Origin of the sequence: Streptomyces sp. AC558_RSS880 (genome assembly GCF_019049255.1) — a bacterium.
In the GTDB taxonomy this organism is placed as follows: domain Bacteria; phylum Actinomycetota; class Actinomycetes; order Streptomycetales; family Streptomycetaceae; genus Streptomyces.
In genome coordinates this window covers 71,563-96,609 of sequence record NZ_JAGMUJ010000081.1, presented here as the reverse complement: position 1 = coordinate 96,609, position 25,047 = coordinate 71,563, and the positions used below count along the sequence as shown (strand labels likewise).

Genomic DNA, 25,047 nt, shown 5'->3' with positions numbered 1-25,047 from the left:
AAACCCACGGAGCGGGCGGGCGCCCACGAGCGCCCGCCCGCTCCGCCGTTCCCGCGTCCGCTCACCCACCGCCACCCTCCGTTCGCGATCGGCGATGCGTTGACCACGGCTCGGAGTGGTGTTGGCCACGGCCGGATAACAAGGTGGACAGAAGGGGTTTTCAGGCAGGTCTACGCGCGTTAATCTGCGGCAAAGCCAGCGCCGCAGCTGAACACGTCCCGGCGCTTTGTACGACTAGGAGCACCACACATGCGCCGGATTTCCCGGATCACGGTCGCAGGCGCAGCGACCGCCTCCCTGGCCCTCGCGCTCTCCGCCTGCGGCGGCACCTCCACCTCCTCGGGCTCCTCGGAGTCGAAGGGCGACAAGGGTCTCGCCATCGCCTACGACGTCGGCGGCAAGGGCGACCAGTCCTTCAACGACGCCGCGTACGCGGGCCTGGAGCAGGCGAAGAAGGAGTTCGGCTACGAGACGGCCGACGTCGAGCCCACCGACGGCGAGACGGACGCCGACAAGGAGCAGCGTCTGGTCTCGCTGGCGAAGCAGGGCTACAACCCGGTCGTCGGTGTCGGCTACGCGTACGCCGCCGCCGTGAAGGGCGCCGCGGAGAAGTACCCGGACACCACCTTCGGCATCGTCGACGACGCCACGGTCGAGGCGAAGAACGTCGCCGACCTGGTCTTCTCCGAGGAGGAGGCCTCCTACCTGGCCGGTGTCGCCGCGGCCAAGAGCACCGAGACGAAGACGGTCGGCTTCGTGGGCGGCGTGGACATCCCGCTGATCCACAAGTTCCGCGCGGGCTTCGAGCAGGGCGTGAAGGACACCGACCCCAAGGTCAAGGTCATCTCGCAGTTCCTGACGCAGACCGCGGAGGAGGGCGGCTTCTCCAGCCCCGACAAGGGCAAGAGCGCCGCCGAGGGCCAGATCGAGAAGAAGGCCGACGTCGTCTACGCGGCCGCCGGTCTGTCCGGTCAGGGCGTCATCGAGGCCGCCGCCGCCAACAAGGTGTGGGCGATCGGTGTCGACTCCGACCAGTACCAGCAGGCGGCCCTCGCCAAGTACAAGGACTCGATCCTCACCTCGGCGATGAAGGACGTCGCCAAGGCGGTGTACAACCTGGCGAAGTCGGTCGAGGACGGCAAGCCCACGACCGGTATCGTCAAGGGCGATCTGAAGACGGGTGAGGTGAGCCTGTCGAACTCCAACCCGAAGTTCGCGGACGACGCCGAGCTCCAGAAAGCCATCGAGGCGGCCAAGGAGAAGATCATCAGCGGCGAGATCAAGGTCAAGTCGAGCTGAGACACCCCCTGAACGACCCCGGGGTCGCGTCCGCTCGACGGGGTACGAGGAGCACGGCTCCTCGTACCCCGTCGGTCGAGTGCGCCACCCCTTTGCATGCCGTAGGGGCACTACGCGCGTAGACGGCCCCCGTCCCCAGGAGAGTGCGTCATCAACGCGTCCAGCAGCCCTCCGGCCGGAGCGGCGGTCAACGATTCGGTGACCGCCGTCGAACTCGCCGGGATCACCAAGCGCTTCCCGGGTGTCGTGGCCAACCACGACATCCACCTCACCGTCCGCAAGGGCACCGTCCACGCCCTCGTCGGTGAGAACGGCGCCGGCAAGTCGACCCTGATGAAGATCCTCTACGGCATGCAGAAGCCGGACGAGGGCACCATCGCGATCCACGGCGAACAGGTGAGCTTCTCCTCGCCCGCCGACGCCATCGTCCGCGGTATCGGCATGGTGCACCAGCACTTCATGCTCGCCGACAACCTCACCGTCCTCGAGAACGTCGTCCTCGGCAGCGAGAAGCTCTACGGCATCGGCGCCAAGGCCCGCCGCAAGATCAAGGAGCTCTCCGACCGCTACGGCCTCGGCGTGCGCCCCGACGTCCTGGTCGAGGAGCTCGGCGTCGCCGCCCGCCAGCGCGTGGAGATCCTCAAGGTCCTCTACCGCGGCGCCACCACCCTGATCCTCGACGAGCCCACCGCCGTCCTGGTGCCGCAGGAGGTCGACGCGCTCTTCGACAACCTGCGCGAGCTGAAGGCCGAGGGCCTGTCGGTCATCTTCATCTCCCACAAGCTGGGCGAAGTCCTCTCCGTCGCCGACGACATCACCGTCATCCGCCGCGGCACCACGGTCGGCACGGCCGTCCCCGCCGAGACGACCCCGCGCCAGCTCGCCGAGCTGATGGTCGGCAGCGAGCTGCCCACCCCCGAGACGGCCGAGTCCACCGTCACCGACCGCCCCGTCCTCACCGTCGACAAGCTGCGCCTGGTGGCCCCCGGCGGCAAGGCCCTGCTCGACGACATCAGCTTCACCATCCACGCGGGCGAGGTCCTGGGCATCGCCGGCGTCGAGGGCAACGGCCAGACCGAGCTGGTCGACGCGCTCATCGGCCTGAAGCACGCCGACTCCGGCGTCATCCGGCTGGCCGACGAGGAGATCACCTCCTGGGCCACCCGCAAGCGCCGCGAACAGGGCATCGGCTACATCCCCGAGGACCGCCACCGCCACGGCCTGCTCCTGGAGTCCCCCCTCTGGGAGAACCGCATCCTCGGCCACGTCACCGAGAAGCCCAACGCCAAGGGCGTCTGGCTCGACCCGAAGGCCGCCCAGGAGGACACCCGCCGGATCGTGACGGAGTACGACGTCCGCACCCCCGGCATCGACGTCACCGCGGCCTCCCTGTCCGGCGGCAACCAGCAGAAGCTGATCGTCGGCCGCGAGATGAGCCACAAGCCGCGCTTCCTGATCGCCGCCCACCCCACCCGCGGTGTGGACGTCGGCGCGCAGGCCGCCATCTGGGACCACATCCGCGAGGCCCGCCGCGAGGGCCTGGCCGTGCTGCTGATCTCCGCCGACCTGGACGAGCTCATCGGTCTGTCCGACACCCTCCGGGTGATCTACGACGGCAAGCTGGTCGCGGACGCCGACCCGGCCACCATCACCCCGGAGGAACTCGGCACCGCCATGACCGGCGCCGCCTCCGGACACCTGGAGCACGAAGAGACCCCGGCCGACGGCGGCTCGGGTGCGGAAGACGAGGCCCGCTGATGAAGAAGTTCGACAAGGAGCGCGTGCTCCTCGCGGTGGCCGGGCCGGTCATCGCGCTCGCCGTGGCCTTCGTGCTCAGCGCGATCGTCCTGATCGCCTCCGGCAAGAACCCCGTCGAGCCGTTCGCCCTGATGTTCGAGCAGGCCGGGTTCTCCGACATCCAGGTCCTGATCATCAACCAGGCCTCGATGTACTACATCGCCGCCCTCGCGGTCGCCATCGGCTTCCGCATGAACCTGTTCAACATCGGCGTCGACGGCCAGTACCAGCTCGCCGCCATGATGGCCGCCGTCGTCGGCGCCCACATGAACCTGCCGGCCGCGCTGCAGATCCCGCTGCTGCTCCTCACCGCCGTGTTCACCGGCGCCTTCTGGTCCGGCATCGCCGGTGTCCTCAAGGTCACCCGCGGGGTCAGCGAGGTCGTCGCCACGATCATGCTCAACGCGATCGCGACCTCCGTCATCGGCTACCTGTGGCTGCCCACCGTCTTCGGCGTCAAGGTCGGCAACAACAACACCACCGGCGAGATGCACGAGTCCGGCTGGATCCCCGGCATCGACATGGGCGAGGCCGGCGAGGTCTACGGCCTGGTGATCCTCGCCGTCCTGCTCGGCATCGGCTACTGGGTCGTCCTCAACCGCACCCGCTTCGGCTTCGACCTGCGCGCCTCCGGCGCCTCCGAGTCCGCCGCCGCGGCCAGCGGCGTCAGCCCCAAGCGCATGGTCCTCACCGCCATGCTGCTCTCCGGCGCCATCGCCGGACTCGCGGGCCTGCCCATCCTGATGGGCGACACCCACACCTACAGCCTCAACTTCCCCACCGGCATCGGCTTCCTCGGCATCGGCATCGCCCTCCTCGGCCGCAACAGCCCGGTCGGCATCGCCTTCGCCGCCCTGCTGTGGGCCTGGCTCGACAAGGCCTCGCCCGAGCTGGACTTCCACGGCTACGACAAGGAGATCGCGGTCATCATGCAGGGCCTGATCGTCCTCTCGGTCGTCGTCTCCTACGAGGCCGTCCGCGAGTGGGGCCTGCGCCGCCAGCAGCGCCGGGTCGGCGCGGAGCTCGCCGCAGGGCACGTCCTGGGCGCCGACAACAACACCACGAAGGAGGTGGCCGGCCGATGACCGCTCCGACCACAGCGACCGACGTCAACCAGCCGTCGCTGGAACACGCACCGCCGACCGGCCGCCGCATGTCGTGGCCCGTCCTGCTCCTGGTCATCGCCGGAGCCCTGGCACTGGTCTCGATCGTCCGCATCATCACCGGCGCGGACGGCATCACCAACGTCAGCCAGATGTCCACCGCCCTCCAACTCGCCGTCCCCATCGGCCTCGCCGGTCTCGGCGGACTCTGGGCCGAGCGCGCGGGCGTCGTCAACATCGGCCTCGAGGGCATGCTGATCCTCGGCACCTGGTTCGGCGCCTGGGCCGGATTCCAGTGGGGCCCGTGGACCGGCGTCCTCGTCGGCATCCTCGGCGGCGCGCTCGGCGGTCTGCTGCACGCGATCGTCACCGTCACCTTCAACGTCAACCACATCGTCTCCGGTGTGGCCATCAACATCCTCGCCCTCGGCGCCACCCGCTACCTCGCCCCGCTCGCCTTCGAGGGCCACCAGGGCGGCTCCGCCAAGCAGTCCCCGGCGGTCGACTCCCTCGGCCACTTCACCGTGCCGGGACTGTCCGACGGGCTCAGCGACCTCAACGACAAGGGCTGGTTCTTCGTCTCCGACGTCGCCGGCCTGCTCGGCGGACTGGTCACCGACGTCTCCTGGCTGACCCTGATCGCCGTCGCGCTCATCCCCGCCACCTGGTGGATCCTGTGGCGCACGGCGTTCGGCCTGCGGCTGCGCTCCTGCGGCGAGAACCCGATCGCCGCCGAGTCCCTCGGCGTCAACGTCTACAAGTACAAGTACCTCGCCGTGATCATCTCCGGCGGCCTGGCCGGCCTCGGCGGCGTCTTCCTGTCCATCGTCGCCAACCCCTTCTACCTGGAGGGCCAGACCAGCGGCCGCGGCTACATCGGCCTCGCCGCGATGATCTTCGGCAACTGGATGCCGGGCGGCCTCGCCATCGGCGCCGGCCTCTTCGGCTACACCGACAGCCTCAACCTGCGCGGTGGCTCCGCCAACGTGCACGCCCTGCTGCTGCTCGGCGCGCTGCTGCTGCTCATCGGAGCGATCTGGCTGGCCGTCCGCAAGAAGTACGTCCACGCGGTGATCACCCTGGTCGTCGGCGCCCTCGTCTTCGCCTGGTACGCCGGCACCAACGAGGTCCCCAACCAGGTCGTCGCCGCCACGCCGTACGTCATCACCCTCGTCGTCCTCGCCCTCTCCGCCCAGCGGCTGCGCATGCCGAAGGCGGACGGCATGCCGTACCGGAAGGGACAGGGCAAGTGACCTCCTCAGGGGCCACCACGGCCGACGTCGACTGGGAGGCGCTGCGCGCCGTGGCGCGGGACGCCATGTCCCACGCCTACGCCCCCTACTCGGGCTACCCGGTCGGCGTAGCGGCCCTGGTCGACGACGGACGCACGGTCTCCGGCTGCAACGTCGAGAACGCCTCGTACGGGATCGGGCTGTGCGCCGAGTGCGGACTGGTCTCCGAGCTCCAGCGCACCGGGGGCGGCCGGCTCACGCACTTCACCTGCGTGGACGGCGACGGCGAGATCCTCGTCCCGTGCGGCCGCTGCCGCCAGCTGCTGTACGAGTTCGGCGGCCCCGGTCTGCTCCTGGAGACCCCGGCGGGCATCCTGCCGCTGTCGGAGATGCTGCCCCAGGCCTTCGGCCCGCAGCACCTCACCAAGTAACCCCGTCATTCCCCGCGGCCCCTCCGGGCGACAGCCGTTACCGTCGACCGGAGGGGCCGCACCCTTCGCACCCCCGGAAGGAACGCCAGCCATGGCCATGGACGCCATCTCCGTCATCCGCACCAAGCGGGACCGCGGCGAACTCAGCGACGAGCAGATCGACTGGGTGATCGACGCGTACACCCGCGGGGAGGTGGCCGACGAGCAGATGTCGGCCCTCGCCATGGCGATCCTGCTCAACGGCATGAACCGGAGCGAGATCGCCCGCTGGACGGCCGCGATGATCGCCTCCGGCGAGCGCATGGACTTCTCCTCGCTCTCCCGCCCCACCGCCGACAAGCACTCCACGGGCGGCGTCGGCGACAAGATCACCCTCCCGCTGGCCCCGCTGGTCGCCGCCTGCGGCGCGGCCGTCCCGCAGCTGTCCGGCCGCGGCCTCGGCCACACCGGCGGCACGCTCGACAAGCTGGAGTCGATCCCCGGCTGGCGCGCGCTGCTCTCCAACGAGGAGATGCTGTCGGTGCTGGACGGCACCGGCGCGGTGATCTGCGCGGCGGGCGACGGGCTGGCCCCGGCGGACAAGAAGCTGTACGCGCTCCGGGACGTCACGGGCACGGTCGAGGCGATCCCGCTCATCGCCTCCTCGATCATGTCGAAGAAGATCGCGGAGGGCACCGGCTCCCTGGTCCTCGACGTGAAGGTCGGCACCGGCGCCTTCATGAAGACGATCGACGACGCCCGCGAACTGGCCCGCACCATGGTCGGCCTGGGCACCGACTCCGGCGTGAAGACGGTCGCCCTCCTCACCGACATGTCCACCCCCCTCGGCCTGACCGCCGGCAACGCCCTCGAGGTCCGCGAGTCGGTCGAGGTCCTGGCGGGCGGCGGCCCCGCGGACGTGGTCGAACTGACCCTCGCCCTGGCCCGCGAGATGCTGGACGCGGCGGGCCTGCGCGACGCCGACCCGGCGAAGGCCCTCGCCGACGGCTCCGCGATGGACGTCTGGCGCCGCATGATCGCGGCCCAGGGCGGCGACCCGGACGCGGAGCTTCCGACGTCCCGCGAGCAGCATGTGATCAAGGCCCCGTCCTCCGGTGTCCTGACCCGCCTGGACGCCTATGACATCGGCGTCGCCGCCTGGCGCCTCGGCGCGGGCCGCGCCCGCAAGGAGGACCCGGTGCAGGCGGGCGCGGGCGTCGAGATGCACGCCAAGCCCGGCGACACGGTGACGGAGGGCCAGTCCCTCCTCACCCTCCACACGGACACCCCGGACCGCTTCGAGTACGCGCTCCAGTCGATCGAGGGCTCCTACGACATCGCCGCCCCCGGCACGGACTTCACTGCTACGCCGGTCGTGCGGGAACGTATCGCCTGACCTGGAGTTTCCTCATTCGGGTGAACGGGACCGGTGGACCCCCACCGGTCCCGTTCCGCGTGTTCGATGCCCTCATGGACGTGTGCGACGGCGACTACGTCAAGGCCGACAACGAGTGGGACGAACTCCGCTGGATCCGGGAGCGGACGGACGCTCCCAAGGGCTGCCGGGTGGAGATCGTCGAAGGGCTCGTCACCGTGACACCACTCGCCAGGGCCCGCCACCACATCATCGCCGCACAGGTGCACCGGCGCCTCCACGAAGCGACCCCGGAGGACTGGGGCGCTCATCAGTGGTGGGACATCGCCGTGCCGGAGCGCCTCGGGCTCTACGTGCCCGACCTCGTGGTCGTGCGGGAGAACACCGGGGACATAGGCGACGGCGGCCTGTGCCCCGCGGCGGCAGCCGAACTCGTCGTGGAGATCACCTCGAAGGCCACCGCGAGCCGTGACCGGACGGTGAAGCCCGAGGCATGTGCCACGGGCGGTGTCCCGCTCTACCTGCTGATCGACGGCCTGGCACCGGGCGGGCCGGCCTTCACGCTCCACGGCGCACCGGAGAACGGCGTCTACCGCGTCCTCGACGCGGGTCCGTTCGGCGAACCGATCAAGCTCCCCGCCCCCTTCGACCTCGTCATCGACACCGGCGAGTTCCCCGGGACCTGACTCACCCCAGCAGCGTCGCGACCACCACCAGCACCGGCACCGACAGCACCGTCGACACCAGGATCGCCTCCCTGGCCAGCTTCTCGCCCACCCGGTAGCTGCTCGCGTACGTGAAGAGGTTCTGGGCGGCCGGGAGGGCCGAGGTCACCACCACGTCCAGCAGATGCGCGCCGCGCAGGCCGAAGACGCCCACCGCCAGCGCCCAGGCGGCCAGCGGCTGGCCCACCGCCTTCAGACCCACGGCGAGCAGGACCGCACCACGGTCACCGCCCCGCAGGGGCAGCGTGCTGCCGCGCAGCGAGATGCCGAAGGCGAGGAGCACGGCGGGGACCGCCATGTTGCCGATCAGGGTCACCGGGTCCCACACCGGCCCCGGTATCTCGACCCCGGCCGCCGACGCCGCCACCCCCGCCAGCGACCCCACCGCGATCGGATTGCGCAACGGGGTCAGGAGCCGCCGCCACAGCGGCTGCTTCTCGCCCGCCGTCGACAGGTCGAGGATCGTCAGCGCGACCGGCGTGACCCCGACCAGCTGGAACAGCAGCACCGGCGCCACGAGCGAGGCGTCGCCCAGCACGTACACGGCGATCGGGATGCCCAGGTTGCCGGAGTTGACGTAGCTGGAGCACAGGGCGCCGATGGTGGTGCGGCCGACGCCCCAGCGGCGTACGACACCCACCGCGACGAAGACGCCCGCCACCGCCGCCGTGCTCAGCGCGGTGACCAGCAGCCGGCTGGAGAAGACCACCGACAGGTCGGCCCGGGCGAGCGTGGTGAACAGCAGCGCGGGCGACGCCACATGGAACGCCAGCTTCGTCAGGACCTCGCGGCCCTGCGCGCCGAGATACCCCCGGCGGCCGATGACATAGCCGACGCCGATGACGACGGCGATCACCAGGAATCCGCTCAGCACCCCCTGCACGGCAGCTCCTCGCGTATGCGAAGGGCACCGGACACCGCGGGCGGGGATGATCTATGGCGCATACACCCAACCCTCCGGGGAGGGGCGTACCCAGGTCAATGTGATCCTTACGGCGCCGACCCCCGCGATGAGTTACGCGCCGCCGCCCGGTCTACCGATCGTGGACGCCATGACACCGCCCGTGCTCGTGCTCAGCGGCCCCCTCACCCCGGACGAGGTGGGCGGGCCCTGCGATGCGCTGCGGGCGCTGATGGAGGGCGGCGGTGGCGGCGGCCCGGGCAGGGTGGTCGTGTGCGATGTCGCCGGGCTGGGACCGGCCGGTCTCGCCGCCGTGAACCTGCTCGCACGGCTCCAGCTCACCGCCCGCCGGTCCGGCGGCCGGATACGGCTGCGCGACCCCTCCCCGTCGCTATGCGCTCTGCTCGACCTGGTCGGCCTCCGCTTCGAGATGGAGGGGCAGCCCGAACAGCGGGAACCACCGCTTGGTGTCGAGAAAACAGTGGAACCCGGTGATCCGGCCGTCTGATATCTCCAGCACCTGGACCGCCCAGGGCGTGAAACCGCCGGCCTCCGGGTCCGGCTTGTACTGCGCGAACCCCGGCAGCCCGTTGACCTCCACCGGCACCAGCCGCGAACCCGCACACGGGGCGCCCAGCGTCGTCATGAAGCCCGTGATGTCGTCGACGCCGGTCAGCCAGAGGTCGAACGGCGGCATCGTCATGAGGGCGTCCTCGTGCAACAGCGCGGTCAGCGCCGACATGTCGTACCCCTCGAACGCCGCCACATAGCGCTCGAGCAGCTTCTGCTGCTCCTCGTCCAGCGGGTCGGACACCGACGCGTCGGCGCCCGGCTGCTGCCGCTCCGCCAGCGTCGCCCGGGCCCGCTGGAGCGCGCTGTTCACCGACGCGACCGACGTGCCCAGCAGCTCGGCGACCTCACTCGCCTTCCAGGCCAGCACCTCCCGCAGGATCAGCACCGCCCGCTGCCTGGCCGGCAGCTGCTGCAACGCGGCCATGAAGGCCAGCCGCACCGACTCCTTGGCGACCGCCGCCTCCGCCGGGTCGGCGGGCGTGGGCAGCACCCGGGAGTCGGGCATCGGCTCCAGCCACGTACTGTCCGGGCGGGGCGACAGGGCGGCCTGCGCCAGCGGTGTGGACTCCGTCAGGTCCATCGGCCGGGCCCGCTTGTTGCCCGCCGTCAGCATGTCCAGGCAGACGTTGGTCGCGATGCGGTAGAGCCACGAGCGCAGGCTGGAGCGGCCCTCGAACTTGTCGAAGCTGCGCCAGGCGCGGATCATCGTGTCCTGCACCGCGTCCTCCGCCTCGAAGGAGGAGCCCAGCATCCGGTAGCAGTACCCGGTCAGTTCGACCCGGTGCGCCTCCAGCCTGGCGTCCAGATCGGTCGTCGTCGCGGTGCTGTTCATCATCGTCCACCCACCCCATGTGGCTTCTCGTGGCGCACCATCGCACCCACCACTCCGGAAGCTACCGCAGCCCACTGACAACGGCCCGCCGGGTGAACGAACGTGCAGGTCAGAGCTGCTGACGCAGGAGATTCATCGCCCCCGCCGCCCCTTCCCGTCCCGACCCGGGGCTCCGCCCCGGACCCCGCTCCTCAAACGCCGGAGGGGCTGGGAGTCAGCCCGTCCGGCGTTTGAGGACGAGGCCCGTCCAGGGCTGAAACGGGGGTCCGGGGGCGCAGCCCTCGGGGACGGGACGGGAAGGGGCGGCGGGGGCGGCAGAACTCAGGCCGGCCGGGCCACGGCCGCCCGCGCCGCCGCCCGCGTCCCGGCCAGGGTGATCGCCACGACCCCGGCCACCGCGACCAGCCCGACCGCCACCGTCCCGCCCCAGCCCCCCGCGTGGAACGCGAGCGCCCCCACCGTGCTGCCCGCACTGGACCCGACGTAGTACGCGGACTGATACAGGGCCGACGCCTGCGCCCGCCCCACCGTCGCCGTCTTCCCGACCGCCGACGACGCCACCGCGTGCCCCGCGAAGAACCCCGCCGTGATCAGCACCAGCCCCAGCAGCACCACCGGCAGCGACCCGGCCAGCGACAGCAGCAGTCCCGCCGCGGTCGTCCCGCCGCCCGCGTACAGCGCGCCCCGGCGGCCCAGCCGGCCCACCAGCCGCCCCGCCGCCGACGCCGAGACCGTGCCCACCAGGTACACCAGGAAGATCGAGCCCACGATGCCCTGCGGCAGCGAGAACGGCGCCTCGGTCAGCCGGTAGCCGATGACCGTGTAGACACCGCCGAACACCGTCATGAACAGCGCGCCGATCGCGTACAGCCGCCGCAGCAGCGGGTCGGCGAGATGGTCCCGGACGGTCCGCACCAGCACACCCGGCCGCAGCGAGCCCGCCCGGAAGTGCTTCGGCGCCGGCAGCAGCAGCCGGAACGCCACCGCGCACGCCACCGCGACCACGCCGATCACCCCGACGGCGACCCGCCAGCCCCACTCCTGCGCCACCCAGCCGGTGATCACCCGGCCGCTCATCCCGCCGACGCTGTTGCCGGCCACGAACAGCCCGATCGCGGTCACCAGCGCCTTCGGCGTGACCTCCTCCGCGAGATACGCGGTCGCCGACGCCGGCAGCCCGGCCAGCGCCGCCCCCTGCAGCGCGCGCAGCGCCACCAGCGTGCCCAGCGACGGCGCGAACGGCACCAGCAGTCCGAGGGTCACCGCGACGGCCAGGGAGGCCGTCATGACCGTACGCCGTCCGTAACGCTCCGACAGCGCGCTCATCGGCAGCACGAACAGCGCCAGGCCGCCGGTCGCCGCCGCCACCGTCCAGCTCGCGTCCCCCGCGCTCACCGCGAGGTCGTCGGAGATCAGCGGCAGCAGGGCCTGGGTGGAGTACAGCAGCGCGAAGGTCGCGACGCCCGCGAGGAACAGGGCGAGACTCATCCGGCGGTAACCGGGCCCGCCCGGAGACATCCGGGACTCGGGGACGGCCGCGGGGACGGGCGGGGTCGAAAAAGGCGAAGGAACGGATGCGACGGCGCCCACGCTGGTGGACGCCCCGGTACTGGCGGGAGTCATGCCTCGAAGCTACGTACGCCCCCGCTCATCCGTCCAATGCACGGAATCGTCATAATCGTTCCCATGGTGCATGAGCAGAGGTCACGGAGTCGGCTGTCACGGACCAGTGACACACGAGACACGGACGACATGTCGAGGCTGCTCGCACCCCGCCTCGCCCACTTCGCCGGCGTCGCCCGTACCGAGCACGTCACCCGTGCCGCCCAGGAGATGCAGGTCCCGCAGTCCACCCTCTCCCGGGCGATGGTTCGCCTCGAACAGGACCTGGGCGTCGACCTGTTCGCCCGCCACGGCCGCACCGTCTCCCTCACCCCGGCCGGCCGCACCTTCCTCGCCTCCGTCGAACGCGCCCTCGCCGAGATCGAACGCGCCGCCGACGAGGTGCGCGCCGACGCCGACCCCGCCACCGGCAAGGTCGCCTTCGGCTTCCTGCACACCATGGGCGCCGAGACCGTACCCGGCCTGCTGCACGCCTTCCGTGCCGACCATCCGCGCATCCGCTTCAGCCTGGTCCAGAACTACGGCGAGGCGATGCTGGAACGCCTCCGTGCGGGCGAACTCGACCTGTGCCTGACCTCCCCGGTGCCCGACGCCCCCGACCTCGTCGCCCGCCGCCTCGACGAGCAGAAGCTGCGGCTGGTCGTCCCCGCCGACCACCGCCTCGCCGTCCGCCGCCGCATCCGCCTCGCCGAGGCCGCCGACGAGACCTTCGTGACCCTGGAACCCGGCTACGGCCTGCGCCGCATCACCGACGACCTCTGTGCGCAGGCCGGCTTCAAACCCCGCATCGCCTTCGAGGGCGAGGAGGCCGAGACCCTGCGCGGCCTGGTGGCGGCGGGCCTGGGTGTGGCCCTCCTCCCCCCACCGGCCTTCCCCCGCCCCGGAGTGGTGGAACTGACGGTCACGGCCCCCAGGGCGGCGAGGGAGATCGGCGTGGCCTGGCTGGCCGGCCGTCCGGACACACCCCCCGTGGCGGCCTTCAAGAAGTTCCTGCTCTCCAAGAGGGGCACACTGCTGCCCACCTAGGGGTGCGGGGCTGTATCGATCTGCGGCTCCGCCGCGTGGGCGCGACCAGCCACCGACGGCCCGCGGCGGCGACACAACACCAACCCCACCGGCGCTACCGCCGCAAGGACTTGCCGAACCCGGCGGCGAGCGGCATCCGCAACCCCAACGGCGGAGGCGCCGCCAAGGCGTCCTGCACGGGCCGCGAGAACGCCCGCCCGAACAACGCCCCCATCACGAAGTCCTCGGACAGCGCCAGCACTTCGTCCCGGTACTGGCTCAAGCCGTGCCCGTCCGAATGGACTTCGAACCGGCACACCTCCCGGTTCGCCTTCTTCGCCCGCGCCGCCAGCCGGAACGACAACTCGGGATCGCTCCGCGCGTCGTTCGTGCCGTGCACGATCAGCACCCGCCGCCCGGCGAGCTGTTTCACCGGTTCGGGTGGTGCCGCCACGTCCTCGTCCGGCAGCCAGGGGGCCAGCGCCAGCACGGAGTTGACGGCCTCGTGGCCCCCCGCGCGGAGCGCGGCCCTGCCGCCCATGCCGATCCCGGCGAGGCAGACGGGGACGTCTCCGTAGCGCCGTACGGCCTCGGCGGCGGCCCACGCGGCGTCGCGCGCGAGATGCGCCTCGCTGCCGTTCCAGCCCCGGTAGCGGTAGTGGACGACATGGGTGGCGAGACCCCGGTCCCGGCCCGCGCGGGTGAGACGGCGTCCCAAGGCGCGTACGGAGGCGGCCGCCAGCACGGCGGACGGTCTGCGGCCGGACACCTCCTCGCCGCCGGGGAGCAGCAGCACCACTCCGCTCACCGCTGTCGGCTCCGGGCCGAGCGCCCTCCCCAGCCGGGCCGTGCGAACCGGCGTCGCTTCCTGTGCCATGACAGAACATTCTCAGAAGTGCGGGTGTACTCCACCCGGCCGTGCGGTCACCGTTGCGTATCGACGCATGCGCCCACCCAGCGATCTACGCGCGTAGGAGTTAGAGTGCGGAAATGACGAGCCAGACCATCGCGAACACCCCGACGCCGGAGCAGATCCGCCGGGCGCCCAAGGTCCTGCTGCACGATCACCTCGACGGCGGGCTGCGCCCCGGCACCGTCGTCGAACTGGCCCGCGAGAACGGGTACCTCCAGCTCCCCGAGACCGATCCCGACAAGCTCGGCCTGTGGTTCCGGGACGCGGCCGACTCCGGCTCCCTGGAGCGGTACCTGGAGACGTTCTCGCACACCGTCGGCGTCATGCAGACCCGCGACGCCCTCGTCCGGGTCGCCGCCGAGTGCGCCGAGGACCTCGCCGAGGACGGTGTCGTCTACGCCGAGGTGCGCTACGCGCCCGAGCAGCACCTCGACGGCGGACTGACCCTCGAAGAGGTCGTCGAGGCGGTCAACGAGGGCTTCCGGCAGGGGGAGCGGCGCGCGCGGGAGAACGGCCGCCGCATCCGGGTCGGCGCCCTGCTCACCGCGATGCGGCACGCCGCCCGTGCGCTGGAGATCGCCGAACTCGCCAACCGCTACCGGGACCTGGGCGTCGTCGGCTTCGACATCGCGGGCGCCGAGGCCGGCTACCCGCCCACCCGGCACCTCGACGCCTTCGAGTACCTGAAGCGGGAGAACAACCACTTCACCATCCACGCGGGCGAGGCGTTCGGGCTGCCGTCCATCTGGCAGGCCCTCCAGTGGTGCGGCGCCGACCGGCTGGGACACGGGGTGCGCATCATCGACGACATCCGGGTCCGCGACGACGGCACGGTCGAGCTCGGCCGGCTGGCCTCCTACGTCCGGGACAAGCGCATCCCGCTGGAACTCTGCCCGAGCTCCAACCTCCAGACCGGGGCCGCCGCCTCGTACGCCGAGCATCCCATCGGCCTGCTGCGCCGGCTGCACTTCCGGGTCACGGTGAGCACCGACAACCGCCTGATGTCCCACACCACCGTGAGCCGGGAATTCGAGCACCTGGTCGACGCATTCGGTTACACGCTCGACGACCTCCAATGGTTTTCCGTCAATGCTATGAAGTCCGCCTTCATCCCTTTCGATGAACGACTGGCCATGATCAATGACGTCATCAAGCCCGGCTACGCCGAGCTGAAATCCGAATGGCTGTTCCGTCAGACGGCTTCCACCAGCGGTTCTCCGGCAAAGGAAGGCTGAGGGCGGCGTCCGCGGGAAACCCGAACACGGTCGACGTTCACAAGTCGTCCGTATTTCGATGTTTGCGGCGGGAGGGGCCCCGTGTTTACGGTCTCAGCACCGCTCACCCCCCGTATCCCATTTCGAGGACGCATTTACATGAAGCAGTCTGCTGCCAAGACCCTCGGTGTCGCCGTGCTGGGTGCCGCCTTCGCCGCCGCCGGTGCCGGCGCCGCCAACGCGGCCCCGGCCGTCCCGGACGCCGCTCCGGTGCTGGACACCGTCAGCCAGGCCGTACCGGCGGAGAAGCTGACCGCCACGCTGCCCGGCTCGGAGAAGGTGCTGGCGACGGGGCAGGAGCTGGCCGACACCGGTCTGGCGACCGCGCAGCCGGTCGTCGAGCAGGCGGGCCAGGAGGCTCCGGCCACCGGCCTCCTCGGCGGCCTGCCGCTGCAGGAGCTGCCCACCCAGGGCCTCGCCCTCAACGGGATGCCGGTCGGCGCCTGATCCCGTCAGGCGGAAACGTACCGATGGGGCGCACCCGGAACCGGGTGCGCCCCATCGGCGTGCGCGCGGGAGACGGCGCCGCGGAGTCACCAGGCCGCGCGGGCCTTGTCCTCCGACGGCAACAGGATCCACAGCGCCACGTACAGCAGGAACTGCGGCCCCGGAAGCAGACACGACAGCAGGAAGATCACCCGCATCGTGGTCGCCGAGGTGCCGAAGCGCCGGGCCAGCGCGGCGCACACTCCGCCGATCATGCGGTTGTCGGTGGGGCGGGCGAGGCGGCTCATCGCGACTCCTTCGTGAGCGGTGCGAGGCCGCCCGAACGGCTGCCTCCGTACACTCCACGCTACGGAGACGAAGGGGGCAAAGCGTCGCTCCACGGGGCGATCCCGACCCTGGGAATCGTCGGGGTCCTCCCCTGAGCCGGCTCCTCCGTGAGGAGGGCCGTGACGGACCGCCGTACCGCCCGGCGGTGCAGCCGGGCGCGGCCCGCCGGCACCACCGTCATATGCGCGAGCGCCGCGCCCGCCGTGTTGAGCAGCAGCGAGTCGACGTCCACGACCTGGCCCGGCACCGCCGTCTGCAACATCTCGACGGCCAGCGACACCAGCGCGGTCGCCGCCGTGGTGCGGATCAGCGAACCCAGCCGCGAGACGGCCAGCCGGCCCCCGGCCATCGGCAGCAGCACCCCCAGCGGCGCGAGCAGCGCCAGCCCCTCGCAGACCCGGCGCACCCCCGTCATCCAGCCCAGCGCGAAGTCGCCCCGGATGCCGTCCAGCGGCCGCAGATTGGCGGGCATCACCCAGGGGACGTCCAGGGGGCGCAGCGTGTACCAGGCGACGAACGCGAGATACGCGGCCAGGAGGAGACCCCCTGTCACACGGATACGGGTCGCGGCGGAGCCGCCGATGAGGCCTTGACGCTGCACGCCCCCCTAGACGCGGCCTCCGGCACGATCGGTTCCGGGACGTCACCCGTTCACCGCATGAGGCATGCGCCACAACGCGGGCTCACCCGCCGGTGACCTCCGAGGACGGCGGTTCCTCGTCGTCCGGACGGGACCGGACCTCGTCCGTGCACGCGTAGCGGCGCGGCCGGGCGTCGTCGGGGCCGCCCAGGATCACCGAGCCGTCGCCCTCGGCCGCCGCCGAGTCGGAGAAGGTGCACACGATCTGCGCGAGCCCGGCGGAGGTGAGACTCCCGGGCACGGTGCTCAGCCGCAGCGTGTCCTCCGGATCGCCGGGCCGCGGACCGCTCACGGTCGTCCCGCTCCGTACCCGCGTGCTGTACCCGGCCTGCTGCTCGGCGGCCGACGGCTCCCGCGACAACTCGTCCAGCAGCCCCTGCGCCACCAGCACGCGCCGCGAGTCCGCCGCCCCGTCCGGCACCCGCACCGTCCGGTCCACGGCCACCAGCGACGACCCGCACAGCAGGAACACCTGCACCGGCAGTCCCCGCTCCGCCTGCGCCGACGCCTCCTGCCCGGCCGGGGAGCAGCTCACCCGCGACGGCGCGGGACCGAAGTCGGTCGGCACCTCCGTGGCCCGTATCCCGCACCCGGCGAGCAGCGCCCCGAGCGCTCCCGCGGCCAGCAGCACCGGCACACGGCGTACGGCAGTCCGTCGTACGTTCATCAGGCCCCCTCAGCGCCCTCGTCCCCGGTTTCGCCGTCCTTCTCCGAAGCGCTCCGCGCGGACACGTCCCGCGGCAGCCGCAGGGTGAACACGGCACCGCCCTCGGGGGAGTTGGCCGCGGTGATCTCGCCACCGTGGATGTGGGCGTTCTCCAGCGCGATGGACAGGCCCAGGCCACTGCCCTCGGAACGCGGCCGTGAGGCGCTCGCCTTGTAGAAGCGGTCGAAGACGTGCGGCAGGACCTCCTCCGGGATGCCAGGACCGTGGTCCCGCACCTCGATGACCACCGCGCCCCCGTCCCCGGCGCCCTCCGCGCCGTCCTCCCGCACCGAGACCCGCACCGGCGATCCGCCGTGCTTGAGCGCGTTCCCGATCAGGTTCGCCAGGATCACGTCCAGCCGGCGCGGGTCGATCCGGGCGTGGATGCCGCGCTCGGCGTCCAGGTCGACCGCGTCCAGCCAGGCGCGCGCGTCGATGCAGGCGGTGATCTGGTCGGACATGTCGACGTCGTCGAGGACCAGCCGGGCGGTGCCCGCGTCGAAGCGGGTCACCTCCATCAGGTTCTCCACCAGGTCGTTCAGCCGCCGGGTCTCGCTCACCACCAGCCGTACCGCGGGCTCGATCATCGGGTCGATGCCGCCGCCCTCGGAGTCCAGCTCCTCCTCCAGGACCTCGGTCACCGCCGTGATCGCGGTCAGCGGCGTACGCAGCTCGTGGCTCATGTCCGCCACGAACCGCCGGGACGCCTCGTCGCGCCCCGCCATGTCCGCCACCCGCTTCTCCAGCGCCTCGGCCGCCTTGTTGAACGTCCTCGACAGGTCAGCCAGTTCATCGGTGCCCGACACCCTGAGCCGGGTGTCCAGCTTCCCTTCGCCGAGCCGCCGCGCGGCCACCCCGAGCCGCTGCACCGGCTTCAGCACCGTCGTGGCCGCCGCGTGCGCGAGCAGCGCGGCGCCTATCAGCGCCAGCCCGGTGGCGATCCCCAGCGACCAGGCCAGCGAGTTGAGGTCCTTGGCCTCCGGCTCCAGCGACTTCAGCATGTAGCCGGTCGGCCCGCCGCCGATCACCCGCGTCCCCGCCACCAGGTACGGGGTGTCGTCGTCGACGATCCGCTGCCAGTACAGATGGTGCGGGTACTTGTTGTTCGACGTGATCTTCTGCCGCTCGGTCACCGCCTCGCGCAGCGAGACCGGCACGTCCCGCAGCGAGAAGCCGTTCAGCCCGCCCGAACTGCCGTACACGGTCCGCCCGTCGGGGTTCTCGGCGACCAGCAGCACGGTGAAGCGCTGGCTGCTGTTCGCCATCTGGCCCGCCGTGCGCTGCAGTTCGTCCTGCGTGGGGCGCTCGGGCAGCGCGCCCGCCCGGTTGCGCATCTCCTGCTCGAAGTCGCGCAGCACCGCGTCCTGGGTACGGGTCAGCACCGACTCGCGGTTGAGCCAGTACGCGATGCCGGACGCGGACACCGCGGCGGTGAGCGCGACCAGCCCGAACACCACGACCAGCCGCAGGCGCAGGCTGGTGAACCGCAGCCGTGACCAGACTCCCTTGCGCGCCGCGGACCAGCCGCGGGTCTCCCCGTCGTGCTCCTGTGTCACTGAGGCGGATCCAGCCGGTAGCCGACACCGCGCACGGTACGGATCAGGGTCGGGGACGACGGCACGTCCTCGACCTTGGCGCGCAGCCGCTGGACACACGCGTCCACCAGACGCGAGTCGCCCAGGTAGTCGTGCTCCCACACCAGCCGCAGCAGCTGCTGCCGGGACAGCGCCTGACCCGGCCGCCGGCTCAGCTCGAGGAGCAGCCGCAGCTCGGTCGGCGTCAGCTGGAGGTCCTCGCCGTTCTTGGTCACGGTCATCGCCGAACGGTCGATGACCAGGCTGCCGAAGGTCGCCGAGTCGCTGGACTCCCGCTCCCCGCGCCGCAGCACCGCCCGGATACGGGCGTCCAGCACCCGTCCCTGCACCGGTTTGACGACGTAGTCGTCGGCGCCGGACTCCAGCCCGACCACCACGTCGATGTCGTCGTTGCGCGCGGTCAGCAGGATGATCGGCAACTGGTCCGTGCGCCGGATGCGCCGGCACACCTCGAACCCGTCGATGCCGGGCAGCATCACGTCCAGCACGATCAGATCCGGCCGCTGCTCACGCAGCAGCTTCAGACCGTCCTCACCGCTGGCAGCGGTCGCCACCCGGTGACCCTGGCGCGTCAGTGAGAGCTCCAGGGCCGTGCGGATGGCGTCGTCGTCCTCGATCAGCAACAGGGAAGGCACGGGCTCATTCTGGCCCATGGAGGGCCCCCTGTTCGACCCGTGGACGACAGATGCCCATTGAGCCCGCATACGTGCCGCTACGTGCACGGACACCTGTGGAGAACCTGTGGACCCACCGTGACCGACCTCTGTGACACGCCTGTGACAGTCGGCTGACACGGCCATGAAGGTCCCCGGGCAAGCTTTTCGACACAAGCACAACAGCAGGACAGAACACCGGAAGTCCACGACGGGGGGCGCGAGATGAACACGCTGCACGGCACCAGCACCAGCGCAGTGATCACGCGTCTGCACGACGTGCACCGGGGTTCCGAGAAGTCCGGTGCGGCGGGCATGCGGGGGTGCGCCCGCGGCACCGGGCGTCAGCACACCACGATCATGACGGTGGTTGACGCGCCCACGGGGGACACGAACGGGGGGAACGCGTACGGGGAGGGCTCGGGGGAGCGCCGCTCGCTGTCGGAGGCGGAGTTCACCGCCTACGTCCAGGAGCGCCGCGCCTCCCTGTACGCCACCGCCTACCACCTGACCGGCGACCGCTTCGAGGCCGAGGACCTGCTGCAGAGCGCGTTGTTCTCGACCTACCGGGCGTGGGACCGGATCAGCGACAAGGCCGCGGTCGGCGGATACCTCCGCCGCACCATGACCAACCTGCACATCAGCGCGTGGCGCCGCCGCAAGCTGAACGAGTACCCGACCGAGGAACTGCCGGAGACGGCCGGTGACACGGACGCGATGCGCGGCACCGAGCTGCGCGCCGTGCTGTGGCAGGCGCTGGCCCGGCTGCCCGAGCTCCAGCGCACCATGCTGGTCCTGCGCTACTACGAGGGGCGCACGGACCCGGAGATCGCGGACATCCTCGGCATCAGTGTCGGCACGGTGAAGTCCAGCATCTGGCGGTCGCTCCGCCGGCTGCGCGAGGACGAGGTCCTCAGCTTCGGCCGTGACGAGGAGAACGCCTTCGGGGAGCTCGTCGCCTGAGGGTACGGGGGACCGCGGGGATGTCGGGGGACGTCGCCGCGAGAAGCGGGGGGACCGCGGGGGCGTCGGGGGACGTCGCCGTGACAAGCGGGGGACCGGAGGGGGATGCACGAGGGGGTCACGGGGGACCTCTGCGGATCCGGGGGGATCACGGGGGAGCAAGAGGGATCCGGGGGGATCACGGGGGAGTGCGAAACAGCGGGACTGGAGGGCCGGGGGGCCCGCCCAGTCCCGCCTTTCGTATGCGCCCGGTGGTGCGGGCGCCCCGCTAGGCCGGCGTGCTCGTCCCCGTCGCCGTACGCCCGGCGACCGCCGCCCTCGCGAGGCGGCCCAGCGCCTCGTCCCGGTCGCAGGCGTACGCGCCCAGCGCCGTCTGGCGGGCCACGATCGTCCGCTCCAGCCGCATCAGCCGCCAGCCGCGGCGCAGCAGGAACGGCACCGACTTGCGGCCCTCCTTCAGGTCCCGCAGGAACCGCCGCCGGAACGTCCGCACCGGACCCCGGTTCAGGCAGAGCGCGTCGGCCAGCAGACCGAGTTCGCGGCAGCGCTCGACGATCTCCGCGGCGAAGATGCCCTCGGCGATGAACAGCGGGGTCCCGCCGATGTCGACGGCCGTCTCGCCCGTACGGGCGCTCAGCGAGATGTCGTAGACGGGAACCGGCGTACGACGCGTGCGGCACAGCCGCTCGATCGCGGCGACGGCGGTGTCCGCGTCCCAGGAGCCGGGGTGGTCCCAGTCGATGTCCGTGCTGCCCGCCACGAGGGGGAGGGTCGGGTCGTCGCCCTCCTTGTAGAAGTCGTCGAGGCGCAGCACGGGAAGACCGGAACGGGCCGCGATGAGGGACTTGCCGGAGCCGGAGGGGCCGCAGAGCAGCACGACTCGCGCGGATATGGGCGACTGGGAACTCACGGGACACCAGTCTGAGGCATCGCCCGCGCGGCGTACGCCCCGCAGTACGGCTTTGAAGCGCGCGTCACATCTCCACTACGCTGCGCGGCGACCCGATCACCCAGCGAAGGCGACAGGTGGCAGAGCGATGGCCCGACACAAGGCACCCAAGACGCCGACCGTCCGACGCGCCCTGGCGGTCCTCGCGACGGCGGGCGTGGCGCTCGGCGCGGGCGTGACGACGGCGGCGGCCGTGGACTCCGTACCGGTCCTCGACGACGCGGGCCACGCCGTGGACGCGGTCGCCGGCCTCAAGCCCAACCCACTCGCCGGCACGGGCGTCGACCCGCTCGACAACGGCGTCGGCACGCAGGTCGCCGACTTCCAGCCGGTGGATTCTCGATCGGTCACCGGCCCGGTCGCCCAGGCGCCGTCGATCGGCGGCATCCCGGTGGCGGGACAGGCGACGGACGCGCTGAGGAACTGACCCCTCGTCCGTCCTGCAGGAAACGGCCCTTGACGCCATCGACGAAGGGCTGTCAGGCCGCCGCGTCCAGTATCAGGACGGGTCCGGACGTGTCCTTGCTGTCGCGGACGGGGACCGTGCCGGGGAAGTCGTCGCAGACCTCGACGCATTCGTCTCCCTGCTCGCCCCCGCTGGAGGAGGACTTGCGCCAAGTGGTGCTCAGGTCTGGGGTGGCTCTCATGACTCGTATGTCTCCGGCATCGTCTCGATCGGCGTTGCCGACTCGTGTGGCGAGAGAGCGCAGGCTTTCTTCGGATCGTGCTCTTGCACGTGCTGGGTGACGGCTTCCCGGTCGTCGATGACTTCCCCGTGGCTCCCGCCGCGGGATCTCCTGGCGGCCCTCGCTTCGGTGTGCGATCCCGCTTCACCGTTCCCCGCAGCCCCTGAAACGACTCCCCTGTTCCGAGTGCCGCGTCCGGCTTCTCCGGGAGCGGTGGCAGACCGCACCAAGTGGGACCCGGCTCCCGGTCGGTGAACTCGCCCATGACGTACGGCGGGACACGCGGGGGATCGTCATGGACCACCAGGACGGATTCGTGATGCGGCCGTGACGTCCTCGCGGCGCGTCAACCGCTCTACTGGTCGGCTCGGTTGACGTGGTGGCAGGTCAAGTGGATCCGCCTCGGCCGGTTGGTGTCAACTTCCCTTCGTGTGCGGCGGCTTGTAAGCCAAGCCTCGTCCGGCCGCCCCGTCCGTTCGGCCGGAGCGGCATGGTCTCTTTGTGGACATGCCATGCATGGACATTAAGATCATCCAACCTTTGACCGAGATGGGTGGGAAGGTTCCTCTGTGTACGACCGCACGCCGATCGCCCCGGTTCCCGGCCGGCGAAGATCCCGCATCGGACGACGAGCGCCGGCGGCAGGCCTGTTGACCGCTCTCGTGTGCGCCCCGCTGCCCCTGCTCAACGAGCCCGCGTCCGCCGAGGCCGCGGAGGCGGCGACGACAACAGCGGCGGCCTCTTCGGCCCGTGCTGGCTGTGCTTCACCGACATCGGGCTGGCCAACAGCGCCTTCCCCGGCACCGTAGCGAGGTATTGACATGCGCCGAGCCTTGTTCGTCCCGCTGCTGGCGGTGGCCCTGACCGGATGCTCGGTCCTCGGCGGGGACACGCCGTGCACCGAGGCCGCCGCGGACTCGCAGGTGTCCGTCGTGTGGCAGCCCGCCGACTTCGGCGGGCCGGACGCGGCGAGAATCCGGCTGTGCGTGAACGACGCCTGCGAGGAGCGGGCGTCGGGCAGTTCCGGCGACCCGTTCATGTCGCTGGCGGTCCGCCTGCCCGACGACGTCGGTGCGAAGACCGTGCCGGTGCGGCTCATCGTGACATCCGCGAAGAGCGGCGACACGGTCGTCGAGGACAGTACCGGAGCCGAACTGACGGAACAGCACCCCAACGGCACGTCCTGTCCGCCAACCGTCTGGACGGCGACGTTCCGTGCCCACCCCACCGAGGGCCTCACCTCACCCAAGGGCATGAAGCTCCAGGGCTGAACCCCTGCGCGAGGCGCCTGTTCCCCGGTGGCACAGGGGAACAGGACGTCCACCAACGGTGGTCGCGCTTGGTGACAGTGTGGGTGCGAATGTGGACGGCGCTGCCCGCCGACGTGCGGCCGCTGCACGTCCTGGAACGGGCGGAGCCACTGCTGCGGGCCCGGATCGCCAGGGCCGACGCCCGCAGCAGAGGGGAGGTTCTCTGAGGTGGGAGACGCCGAACGGGCGTGTGCGGAGCTGCGCGACGCGCTCAAGGCGGCGGGGGTGACGTTGCCGTCCCTCGGACTCGACGCGGCCTCGTGCGCCGGGTCCGCTCCGCTCGCGTGGATCGACCTGGGGCGCTGCAACGTGGCCACGGCCCGTGCGCTTGCCACCGCGCTCCGGGCCGGTCAGGGGGCGGCGCGGTGAGGCGCGCGGGCGCCACCGCCGGACCCGGGCTGTGACTGGAGTGGAAGCGGTTGAAGTCGTACGTCGCGTTCGGGGTCCATCGCACCCTGGCAGGCGCCCGTTTCACCTGAGGACCGTCTTCTGGCCTTCCTCGGTGCTCCACCCGCAGGAACGACGGCTTGATCCATGTCAAGCCGCGCTCACAGACCTCTCGTGGCGCTGGACTCCTGGGCTTCGAGAAGTTCGTCGCCGTGTTCGAGCGCCCAGCGTCCGAGCGCGGTCATCGGGCCCTCGACCAGGCTTTGCCCCAAGCCGGTCAGGGCGTAGTCGACGCGTGGTGGCGCCTCGGCGCGGGCGTGCCGCTCGATCAGTCCGTGCGCGAGCAGACGGCGCAAGGACTCGGTCAGCACCTTGTCGCTCATGCCTCCGATCGCGGCGCGCAGCTCACGGCGCCGTCGTGGGCCCACGCGAAGTGCCGCCAGCACAACGGGATCCCAGGTGTGGGCGAGGAGATCGGTGGCCGAGCGCAGACGGCAATCGGCGACCAGATCATGGCAGTGGGCGTCGTGATCAGTCATCTCGCCGCCCATCATCGCGCGCCGGTCACGCACCGATCGGTGCGTAACGCCTTGCCTACCGTAGCCATCCGACCGACCGCTACGGGAGAGGCACAGACGGATGCGCATCGGGATCCTGGGAACGGGAACGCTGGCGGCGGCCCTCGGAGAGGGCTGGGCCCGGGCGGGACATGAGGTAGTGATCGGTGGACGCTCGCAGGCCAAGGCAGAGGAACTCGCCGAGCGGCTGGGCCACGGGGTCCGTGCCGCCACCCCGCGTGAGACGGTCGCCGGGCGCGATGCGGTGCTCCTCGCCGTGTCCTGGGACGGCGTCGAGGAGATGCTGGAATCGGTGGGCGCGTCCGGTGGCGCGCTCGACGGGATGCCGTTGATCGACCCCACGAACGCCGTCGTGCACGGCGTCGGCACTCTGCTCACCGAATACGGCGAGTCCATGGCGGAGCGCATCGCCGGGCTGGCTCCGGGAGCCCAGGTCGTCAAGGCGTTCCACCTCTTTCCCGCCGACCAGTGGACGCGCCCGCCCGGTGATGGCCACCCTCGTGCGACGGTGGCGATGTGCGGTGACGACACGGCGGCACTGAACGTCGTCGGTGAGCTGGTCCGTGACGTCGGCGGAGTGCCGGCGCTCCTGGGAGCGCTGGCTCGCGTTCGTCAGTTGGAGGAAGCGGCGGGTTTCGTCATCGGCCTGGCCTTCGCGGGCTTCGACCCCGGCTCCGCCGTCCCTCACCTCCACTCGGACGACAGGCGTGTCGGCGTACAGGAGTAGGTGTGTCTCTCACGTGC

General features: G+C 71.3%; 29 protein-coding genes. 17 read left to right on the top strand and 12 right to left on the bottom strand.

The window, feature by feature from the left end:
• The first annotated feature begins 249 nt into the window (after positions 1-249).
• The 7 genes from KUM38_RS24650 (at position 250) to KUM38_RS24620 (ending at position 7,902) form a co-directional block, all read left to right on the top strand.
• A complete protein-coding gene (locus KUM38_RS24650) occupies positions 250-1,299 on the top strand; it encodes a BMP family protein (RefSeq protein WP_217131699.1) in 1,050 nt (349 codons plus the stop codon).
• 198 nt (positions 1,300-1,497) lie between these two features.
• Positions 1,498-3,057, top strand: coding sequence for an ABC transporter ATP-binding protein (locus KUM38_RS24645; RefSeq protein WP_217131697.1), 1,560 nt, complete (start codon positions 1,498-1,500; stop codon positions 3,055-3,057).
• Complete coding sequence (locus KUM38_RS24640; RefSeq protein WP_217131695.1) at positions 3,057-4,181, top strand: ABC transporter permease; 1,125 nt, start codon at positions 3,057-3,059, stop codon at positions 4,179-4,181. Before KUM38_RS24645 ends, KUM38_RS24640 begins: the two co-directional genes overlap by 1 nt.
• A complete protein-coding gene (locus tag KUM38_RS24635) occupies positions 4,178-5,452 on the top strand; it encodes an ABC transporter permease (RefSeq protein ID WP_217131693.1) in 1,275 nt (424 codons plus the stop codon). Before KUM38_RS24640 ends, KUM38_RS24635 begins: the two co-directional genes overlap by 4 nt.
• On the top strand, positions 5,449-5,862 hold the full coding sequence (locus KUM38_RS24630) for a cytidine deaminase (RefSeq protein WP_217131691.1): 414 nt from the start codon (positions 5,449-5,451) through the stop codon (positions 5,860-5,862). Before KUM38_RS24635 ends, KUM38_RS24630 begins: the two co-directional genes overlap by 4 nt.
• A 97-nt stretch (positions 5,863-5,959) precedes the next feature.
• A complete protein-coding gene (locus tag KUM38_RS24625) occupies positions 5,960-7,237 on the top strand; it encodes a thymidine phosphorylase (protein WP_217131801.1) in 1,278 nt (425 codons plus the stop codon).
• Positions 7,238-7,311: 74 nt separating this feature from the next.
• Positions 7,312-7,902 (top strand): Uma2 family endonuclease, encoded by a 591-nt coding sequence (locus tag KUM38_RS24620; protein ID WP_217131690.1) that lies wholly within the window; start codon positions 7,312-7,314, stop codon positions 7,900-7,902.
• Between the two features lies 1 nt (position 7,903).
• On the opposite strand, the gene KUM38_RS24615 is transcribed toward KUM38_RS24620, so the two are convergent.
• Positions 7,904-8,824, bottom strand: coding sequence for an AEC family transporter (locus tag KUM38_RS24615; protein WP_217131688.1), 921 nt, complete (start codon positions 8,822-8,824; stop codon positions 7,904-7,906).
• Positions 8,825-8,951: 127 nt separating this feature from the next.
• Between KUM38_RS24615 and KUM38_RS24610 the strand changes: the two genes are divergently transcribed.
• A complete protein-coding gene (locus tag KUM38_RS24610) occupies positions 8,952-9,350 on the top strand; it encodes an STAS domain-containing protein (RefSeq protein ID WP_217131799.1) in 399 nt (132 codons plus the stop codon).
• Here the strand turns inward: KUM38_RS24610 and KUM38_RS24605 are convergent.
• Positions 9,234-10,250 carry a sigma-70 family RNA polymerase sigma factor gene (locus KUM38_RS24605; RefSeq protein ID WP_217131686.1) on the bottom strand — a complete coding sequence of 339 codons (1,017 nt, stop codon included), beginning with the start codon at positions 10,248-10,250 and terminating at the stop codon, positions 9,234-9,236. The genes KUM38_RS24610 and KUM38_RS24605 overlap by 117 nt on opposite strands.
• Before the next feature lie 318 nt (positions 10,251-10,568).
• Entirely contained in the window at positions 10,569-11,870 is a 1,302-nt protein-coding gene (locus tag KUM38_RS24600; RefSeq protein WP_217131684.1) for an MFS transporter, read from the bottom strand.
• A gap of 63 nt (positions 11,871-11,933) precedes the next feature.
• On the opposite strand from KUM38_RS24600, the gene KUM38_RS24595 reads away from it, so the two are divergent.
• Complete coding sequence (locus tag KUM38_RS24595) at positions 11,934-12,896, top strand: LysR family transcriptional regulator (RefSeq protein ID WP_217131682.1); 963 nt, start codon at positions 11,934-11,936, stop codon at positions 12,894-12,896.
• A 94-nt stretch (positions 12,897-12,990) separates the two neighbouring features.
• Here the strand turns inward: KUM38_RS24595 and KUM38_RS24590 are convergent, their stop codons facing one another.
• Complete coding sequence (locus KUM38_RS24590; protein WP_217131681.1) at positions 12,991-13,752, bottom strand: alpha/beta hydrolase; 762 nt, start codon at positions 13,750-13,752, stop codon at positions 12,991-12,993.
• 113 nt (positions 13,753-13,865) lie between these two features.
• Between KUM38_RS24590 and KUM38_RS24585 the strand changes: the two genes are divergently transcribed.
• Together KUM38_RS24585 and KUM38_RS24580 are read left to right on the top strand one after the other, a co-directional pair.
• Positions 13,866-15,023 (top strand): adenosine deaminase, encoded by a 1,158-nt coding sequence (locus KUM38_RS24585; protein WP_217131679.1) that lies wholly within the window; start codon positions 13,866-13,868, stop codon positions 15,021-15,023.
• Positions 15,024-15,161: 138 nt separating this feature from the next.
• Complete coding sequence (locus tag KUM38_RS24580) at positions 15,162-15,509, top strand: ATP-binding protein (RefSeq protein ID WP_217131677.1); 348 nt, start codon at positions 15,162-15,164, stop codon at positions 15,507-15,509.
• Between the two features lie 86 nt (positions 15,510-15,595).
• On the opposite strand, the gene KUM38_RS24575 is transcribed toward KUM38_RS24580, so the two are convergent.
• The 5 genes from KUM38_RS24575 to afsQ1 all read right to left on the bottom strand — a co-directional run bounded on the left by KUM38_RS24575 (position 15,596) and on the right by afsQ1 (position 19,412).
• A complete protein-coding gene (locus tag KUM38_RS24575; protein WP_217131675.1) occupies positions 15,596-15,796 on the bottom strand; it encodes a PspC domain-containing protein in 201 nt (66 codons plus the stop codon).
• A 59-nt stretch (positions 15,797-15,855) separates the two neighbouring features.
• A complete protein-coding gene (locus KUM38_RS24570) occupies positions 15,856-16,437 on the bottom strand; it encodes a VanZ family protein (protein ID WP_217131673.1) in 582 nt (193 codons plus the stop codon).
• A gap of 82 nt (positions 16,438-16,519) precedes the next feature.
• The gene (locus KUM38_RS24565; protein WP_217131670.1) at positions 16,520-17,143 is read right to left on the bottom strand and encodes a hypothetical protein; all 624 of its coding nucleotides are present in this window, start codon (positions 17,141-17,143) and stop codon (positions 16,520-16,522) included.
• Entirely contained in the window at positions 17,143-18,738 is a 1,596-nt protein-coding gene (locus KUM38_RS24560; RefSeq protein WP_217131668.1) for a HAMP domain-containing sensor histidine kinase, read from the bottom strand. The genes KUM38_RS24565 and KUM38_RS24560 overlap by 1 nt, the downstream gene beginning before the upstream one ends.
• Positions 18,735-19,412, bottom strand: coding sequence for a two-component system response regulator AfsQ1 (gene afsQ1 / locus KUM38_RS24555; RefSeq protein WP_024883374.1), 678 nt, complete (start codon positions 19,410-19,412; stop codon positions 18,735-18,737). The genes KUM38_RS24560 and afsQ1 overlap by 4 nt, the downstream gene beginning before the upstream one ends.
• Before the next feature lie 243 nt (positions 19,413-19,655).
• Between afsQ1 and KUM38_RS24550 the strand changes: the two genes are divergently transcribed.
• Positions 19,656-20,393, top strand: a complete 738-nt coding sequence (locus KUM38_RS24550) for a SigE family RNA polymerase sigma factor (RefSeq protein WP_217131666.1) — start codon at positions 19,656-19,658, stop codon at positions 20,391-20,393.
• 268 nt (positions 20,394-20,661) lie between these two features.
• Here the strand turns inward: KUM38_RS24550 and KUM38_RS24545 are convergent, their stop codons facing one another.
• On the bottom strand, positions 20,662-21,303 hold the full coding sequence (locus tag KUM38_RS24545) for a uridine kinase (protein ID WP_308409034.1): 642 nt from the start codon (positions 21,301-21,303) through the stop codon (positions 20,662-20,664).
• Between the two features lie 127 nt (positions 21,304-21,430).
• On the opposite strand from KUM38_RS24545, the gene KUM38_RS24540 reads away from it, so the two are divergent.
• Positions 21,431-21,769 (top strand): hypothetical protein, encoded by a 339-nt coding sequence (locus tag KUM38_RS24540; RefSeq protein ID WP_217131664.1) that lies wholly within the window; start codon positions 21,431-21,433, stop codon positions 21,767-21,769.
• Between the two features lie 52 nt (positions 21,770-21,821).
• Here the strand turns inward: KUM38_RS24540 and KUM38_RS24535 are convergent, their stop codons facing one another.
• Positions 21,822-21,989: a DUF397 domain-containing protein gene (locus KUM38_RS24535; protein ID WP_217131662.1), complete on the bottom strand. Its 168-nt coding sequence runs from the start codon at positions 21,987-21,989 to the stop codon at positions 21,822-21,824.
• A gap of 860 nt (positions 21,990-22,849) precedes the next feature.
• Between KUM38_RS24535 and KUM38_RS24530 the strand changes: the two genes are divergently transcribed.
• The 3 genes from KUM38_RS24530 (at position 22,850) to KUM38_RS24525 (ending at position 23,707) form a co-directional block, all read left to right on the top strand.
• Positions 22,850-23,299: a hypothetical protein gene (locus tag KUM38_RS24530; RefSeq protein WP_217131660.1), complete on the top strand. Its 450-nt coding sequence runs from the start codon at positions 22,850-22,852 to the stop codon at positions 23,297-23,299.
• Positions 23,300-23,382: 83 nt separating this feature from the next.
• Entirely contained in the window at positions 23,383-23,505 is a 123-nt protein-coding gene (locus tag KUM38_RS42990) for a hypothetical protein (protein WP_302181266.1), read from the top strand.
• 1 nt (position 23,506) lies between these two features.
• On the top strand, positions 23,507-23,707 hold the full coding sequence (locus tag KUM38_RS24525; RefSeq protein ID WP_217131658.1) for a hypothetical protein: 201 nt from the start codon (positions 23,507-23,509) through the stop codon (positions 23,705-23,707).
• Positions 23,708-23,886: 179 nt separating this feature from the next.
• Here the strand turns inward: KUM38_RS24525 and KUM38_RS24520 are convergent, their stop codons facing one another.
• Positions 23,887-24,264, bottom strand: a complete 378-nt coding sequence (locus tag KUM38_RS24520) for a helix-turn-helix domain-containing protein (protein ID WP_217131656.1) — start codon at positions 24,262-24,264, stop codon at positions 23,887-23,889.
• Between the two features lie 100 nt (positions 24,265-24,364).
• Between KUM38_RS24520 and KUM38_RS24515 the strand changes: the two genes are divergently transcribed.
• Positions 24,365-25,030 carry an NAD(P)-binding domain-containing protein gene (locus KUM38_RS24515; RefSeq protein WP_217131648.1) on the top strand — a complete coding sequence of 222 codons (666 nt, stop codon included), beginning with the start codon at positions 24,365-24,367 and terminating at the stop codon, positions 25,028-25,030.
• The last annotated feature ends 17 nt before the right edge of the window (positions 25,031-25,047 follow it).

Coding starts and splice junctions, on each gene's coding strand:
- KUM38_RS24650 (WP_217131699.1), top strand. CDS start 250: ATGCGCCGGATTTCCCGGATCACGGTCGCAGGCGCAGCGACCGCCTCC.
- KUM38_RS24640 (WP_217131695.1), top strand. CDS start 3,057: ATGAAGAAGTTCGACAAGGAGCGCGTGCTCCTCGCGGTGGCCGGGCCG.
- KUM38_RS24635 (WP_217131693.1), top strand. CDS start 4,178: ATGACCGCTCCGACCACAGCGACCGACGTCAACCAGCCGTCGCTGGAA.
- KUM38_RS24625 (WP_217131801.1), top strand. CDS start 5,960: ATGGACGCCATCTCCGTCATCCGCACCAAGCGGGACCGCGGCGAACTC.
- KUM38_RS24620 (WP_217131690.1), top strand. CDS start 7,312: ATGGACGTGTGCGACGGCGACTACGTCAAGGCCGACAACGAGTGGGAC.
- KUM38_RS24610 (WP_217131799.1), top strand. CDS start 8,952: ATGAGTTACGCGCCGCCGCCCGGTCTACCGATCGTGGACGCCATGACA.
- KUM38_RS24605 (WP_217131686.1), bottom strand. CDS start 10,250: ATGATGAACAGCACCGCGACGACGACCGATCTGGACGCCAGGCTGGAG.
- KUM38_RS24600 (WP_217131684.1), bottom strand. CDS start 11,870: ATGACTCCCGCCAGTACCGGGGCGTCCACCAGCGTGGGCGCCGTCGCA.
- KUM38_RS24595 (WP_217131682.1), top strand. CDS start 11,934: ATGGTGCATGAGCAGAGGTCACGGAGTCGGCTGTCACGGACCAGTGAC.
- KUM38_RS24590 (WP_217131681.1), bottom strand. CDS start 13,752: ATGGCACAGGAAGCGACGCCGGTTCGCACGGCCCGGCTGGGGAGGGCG.
- KUM38_RS24585 (WP_217131679.1), top strand. CDS start 13,866: ATGACGAGCCAGACCATCGCGAACACCCCGACGCCGGAGCAGATCCGC.
- KUM38_RS24580 (WP_217131677.1), top strand. CDS start 15,162: ATGAAGCAGTCTGCTGCCAAGACCCTCGGTGTCGCCGTGCTGGGTGCC.
- KUM38_RS24575 (WP_217131675.1), bottom strand. CDS start 15,796: ATGAGCCGCCTCGCCCGCCCCACCGACAACCGCATGATCGGCGGAGTG.
- KUM38_RS24565 (WP_217131670.1), bottom strand. CDS start 17,143: ATGAACGTACGACGGACTGCCGTACGCCGTGTGCCGGTGCTGCTGGCC.
- KUM38_RS24550 (WP_217131666.1), top strand. CDS start 19,656: ATGAACACGCTGCACGGCACCAGCACCAGCGCAGTGATCACGCGTCTG.
- KUM38_RS24540 (WP_217131664.1), top strand. CDS start 21,431: ATGGCCCGACACAAGGCACCCAAGACGCCGACCGTCCGACGCGCCCTG.
- KUM38_RS24535 (WP_217131662.1), bottom strand. CDS start 21,989: ATGAGAGCCACCCCAGACCTGAGCACCACTTGGCGCAAGTCCTCCTCC.
- KUM38_RS24530 (WP_217131660.1), top strand. CDS start 22,850: ATGCGCCGAGCCTTGTTCGTCCCGCTGCTGGCGGTGGCCCTGACCGGA.
- KUM38_RS24520 (WP_217131656.1), bottom strand. CDS start 24,264: ATGACTGATCACGACGCCCACTGCCATGATCTGGTCGCCGATTGCCGT.
- KUM38_RS24515 (WP_217131648.1), top strand. CDS start 24,365: ATGCGCATCGGGATCCTGGGAACGGGAACGCTGGCGGCGGCCCTCGGA.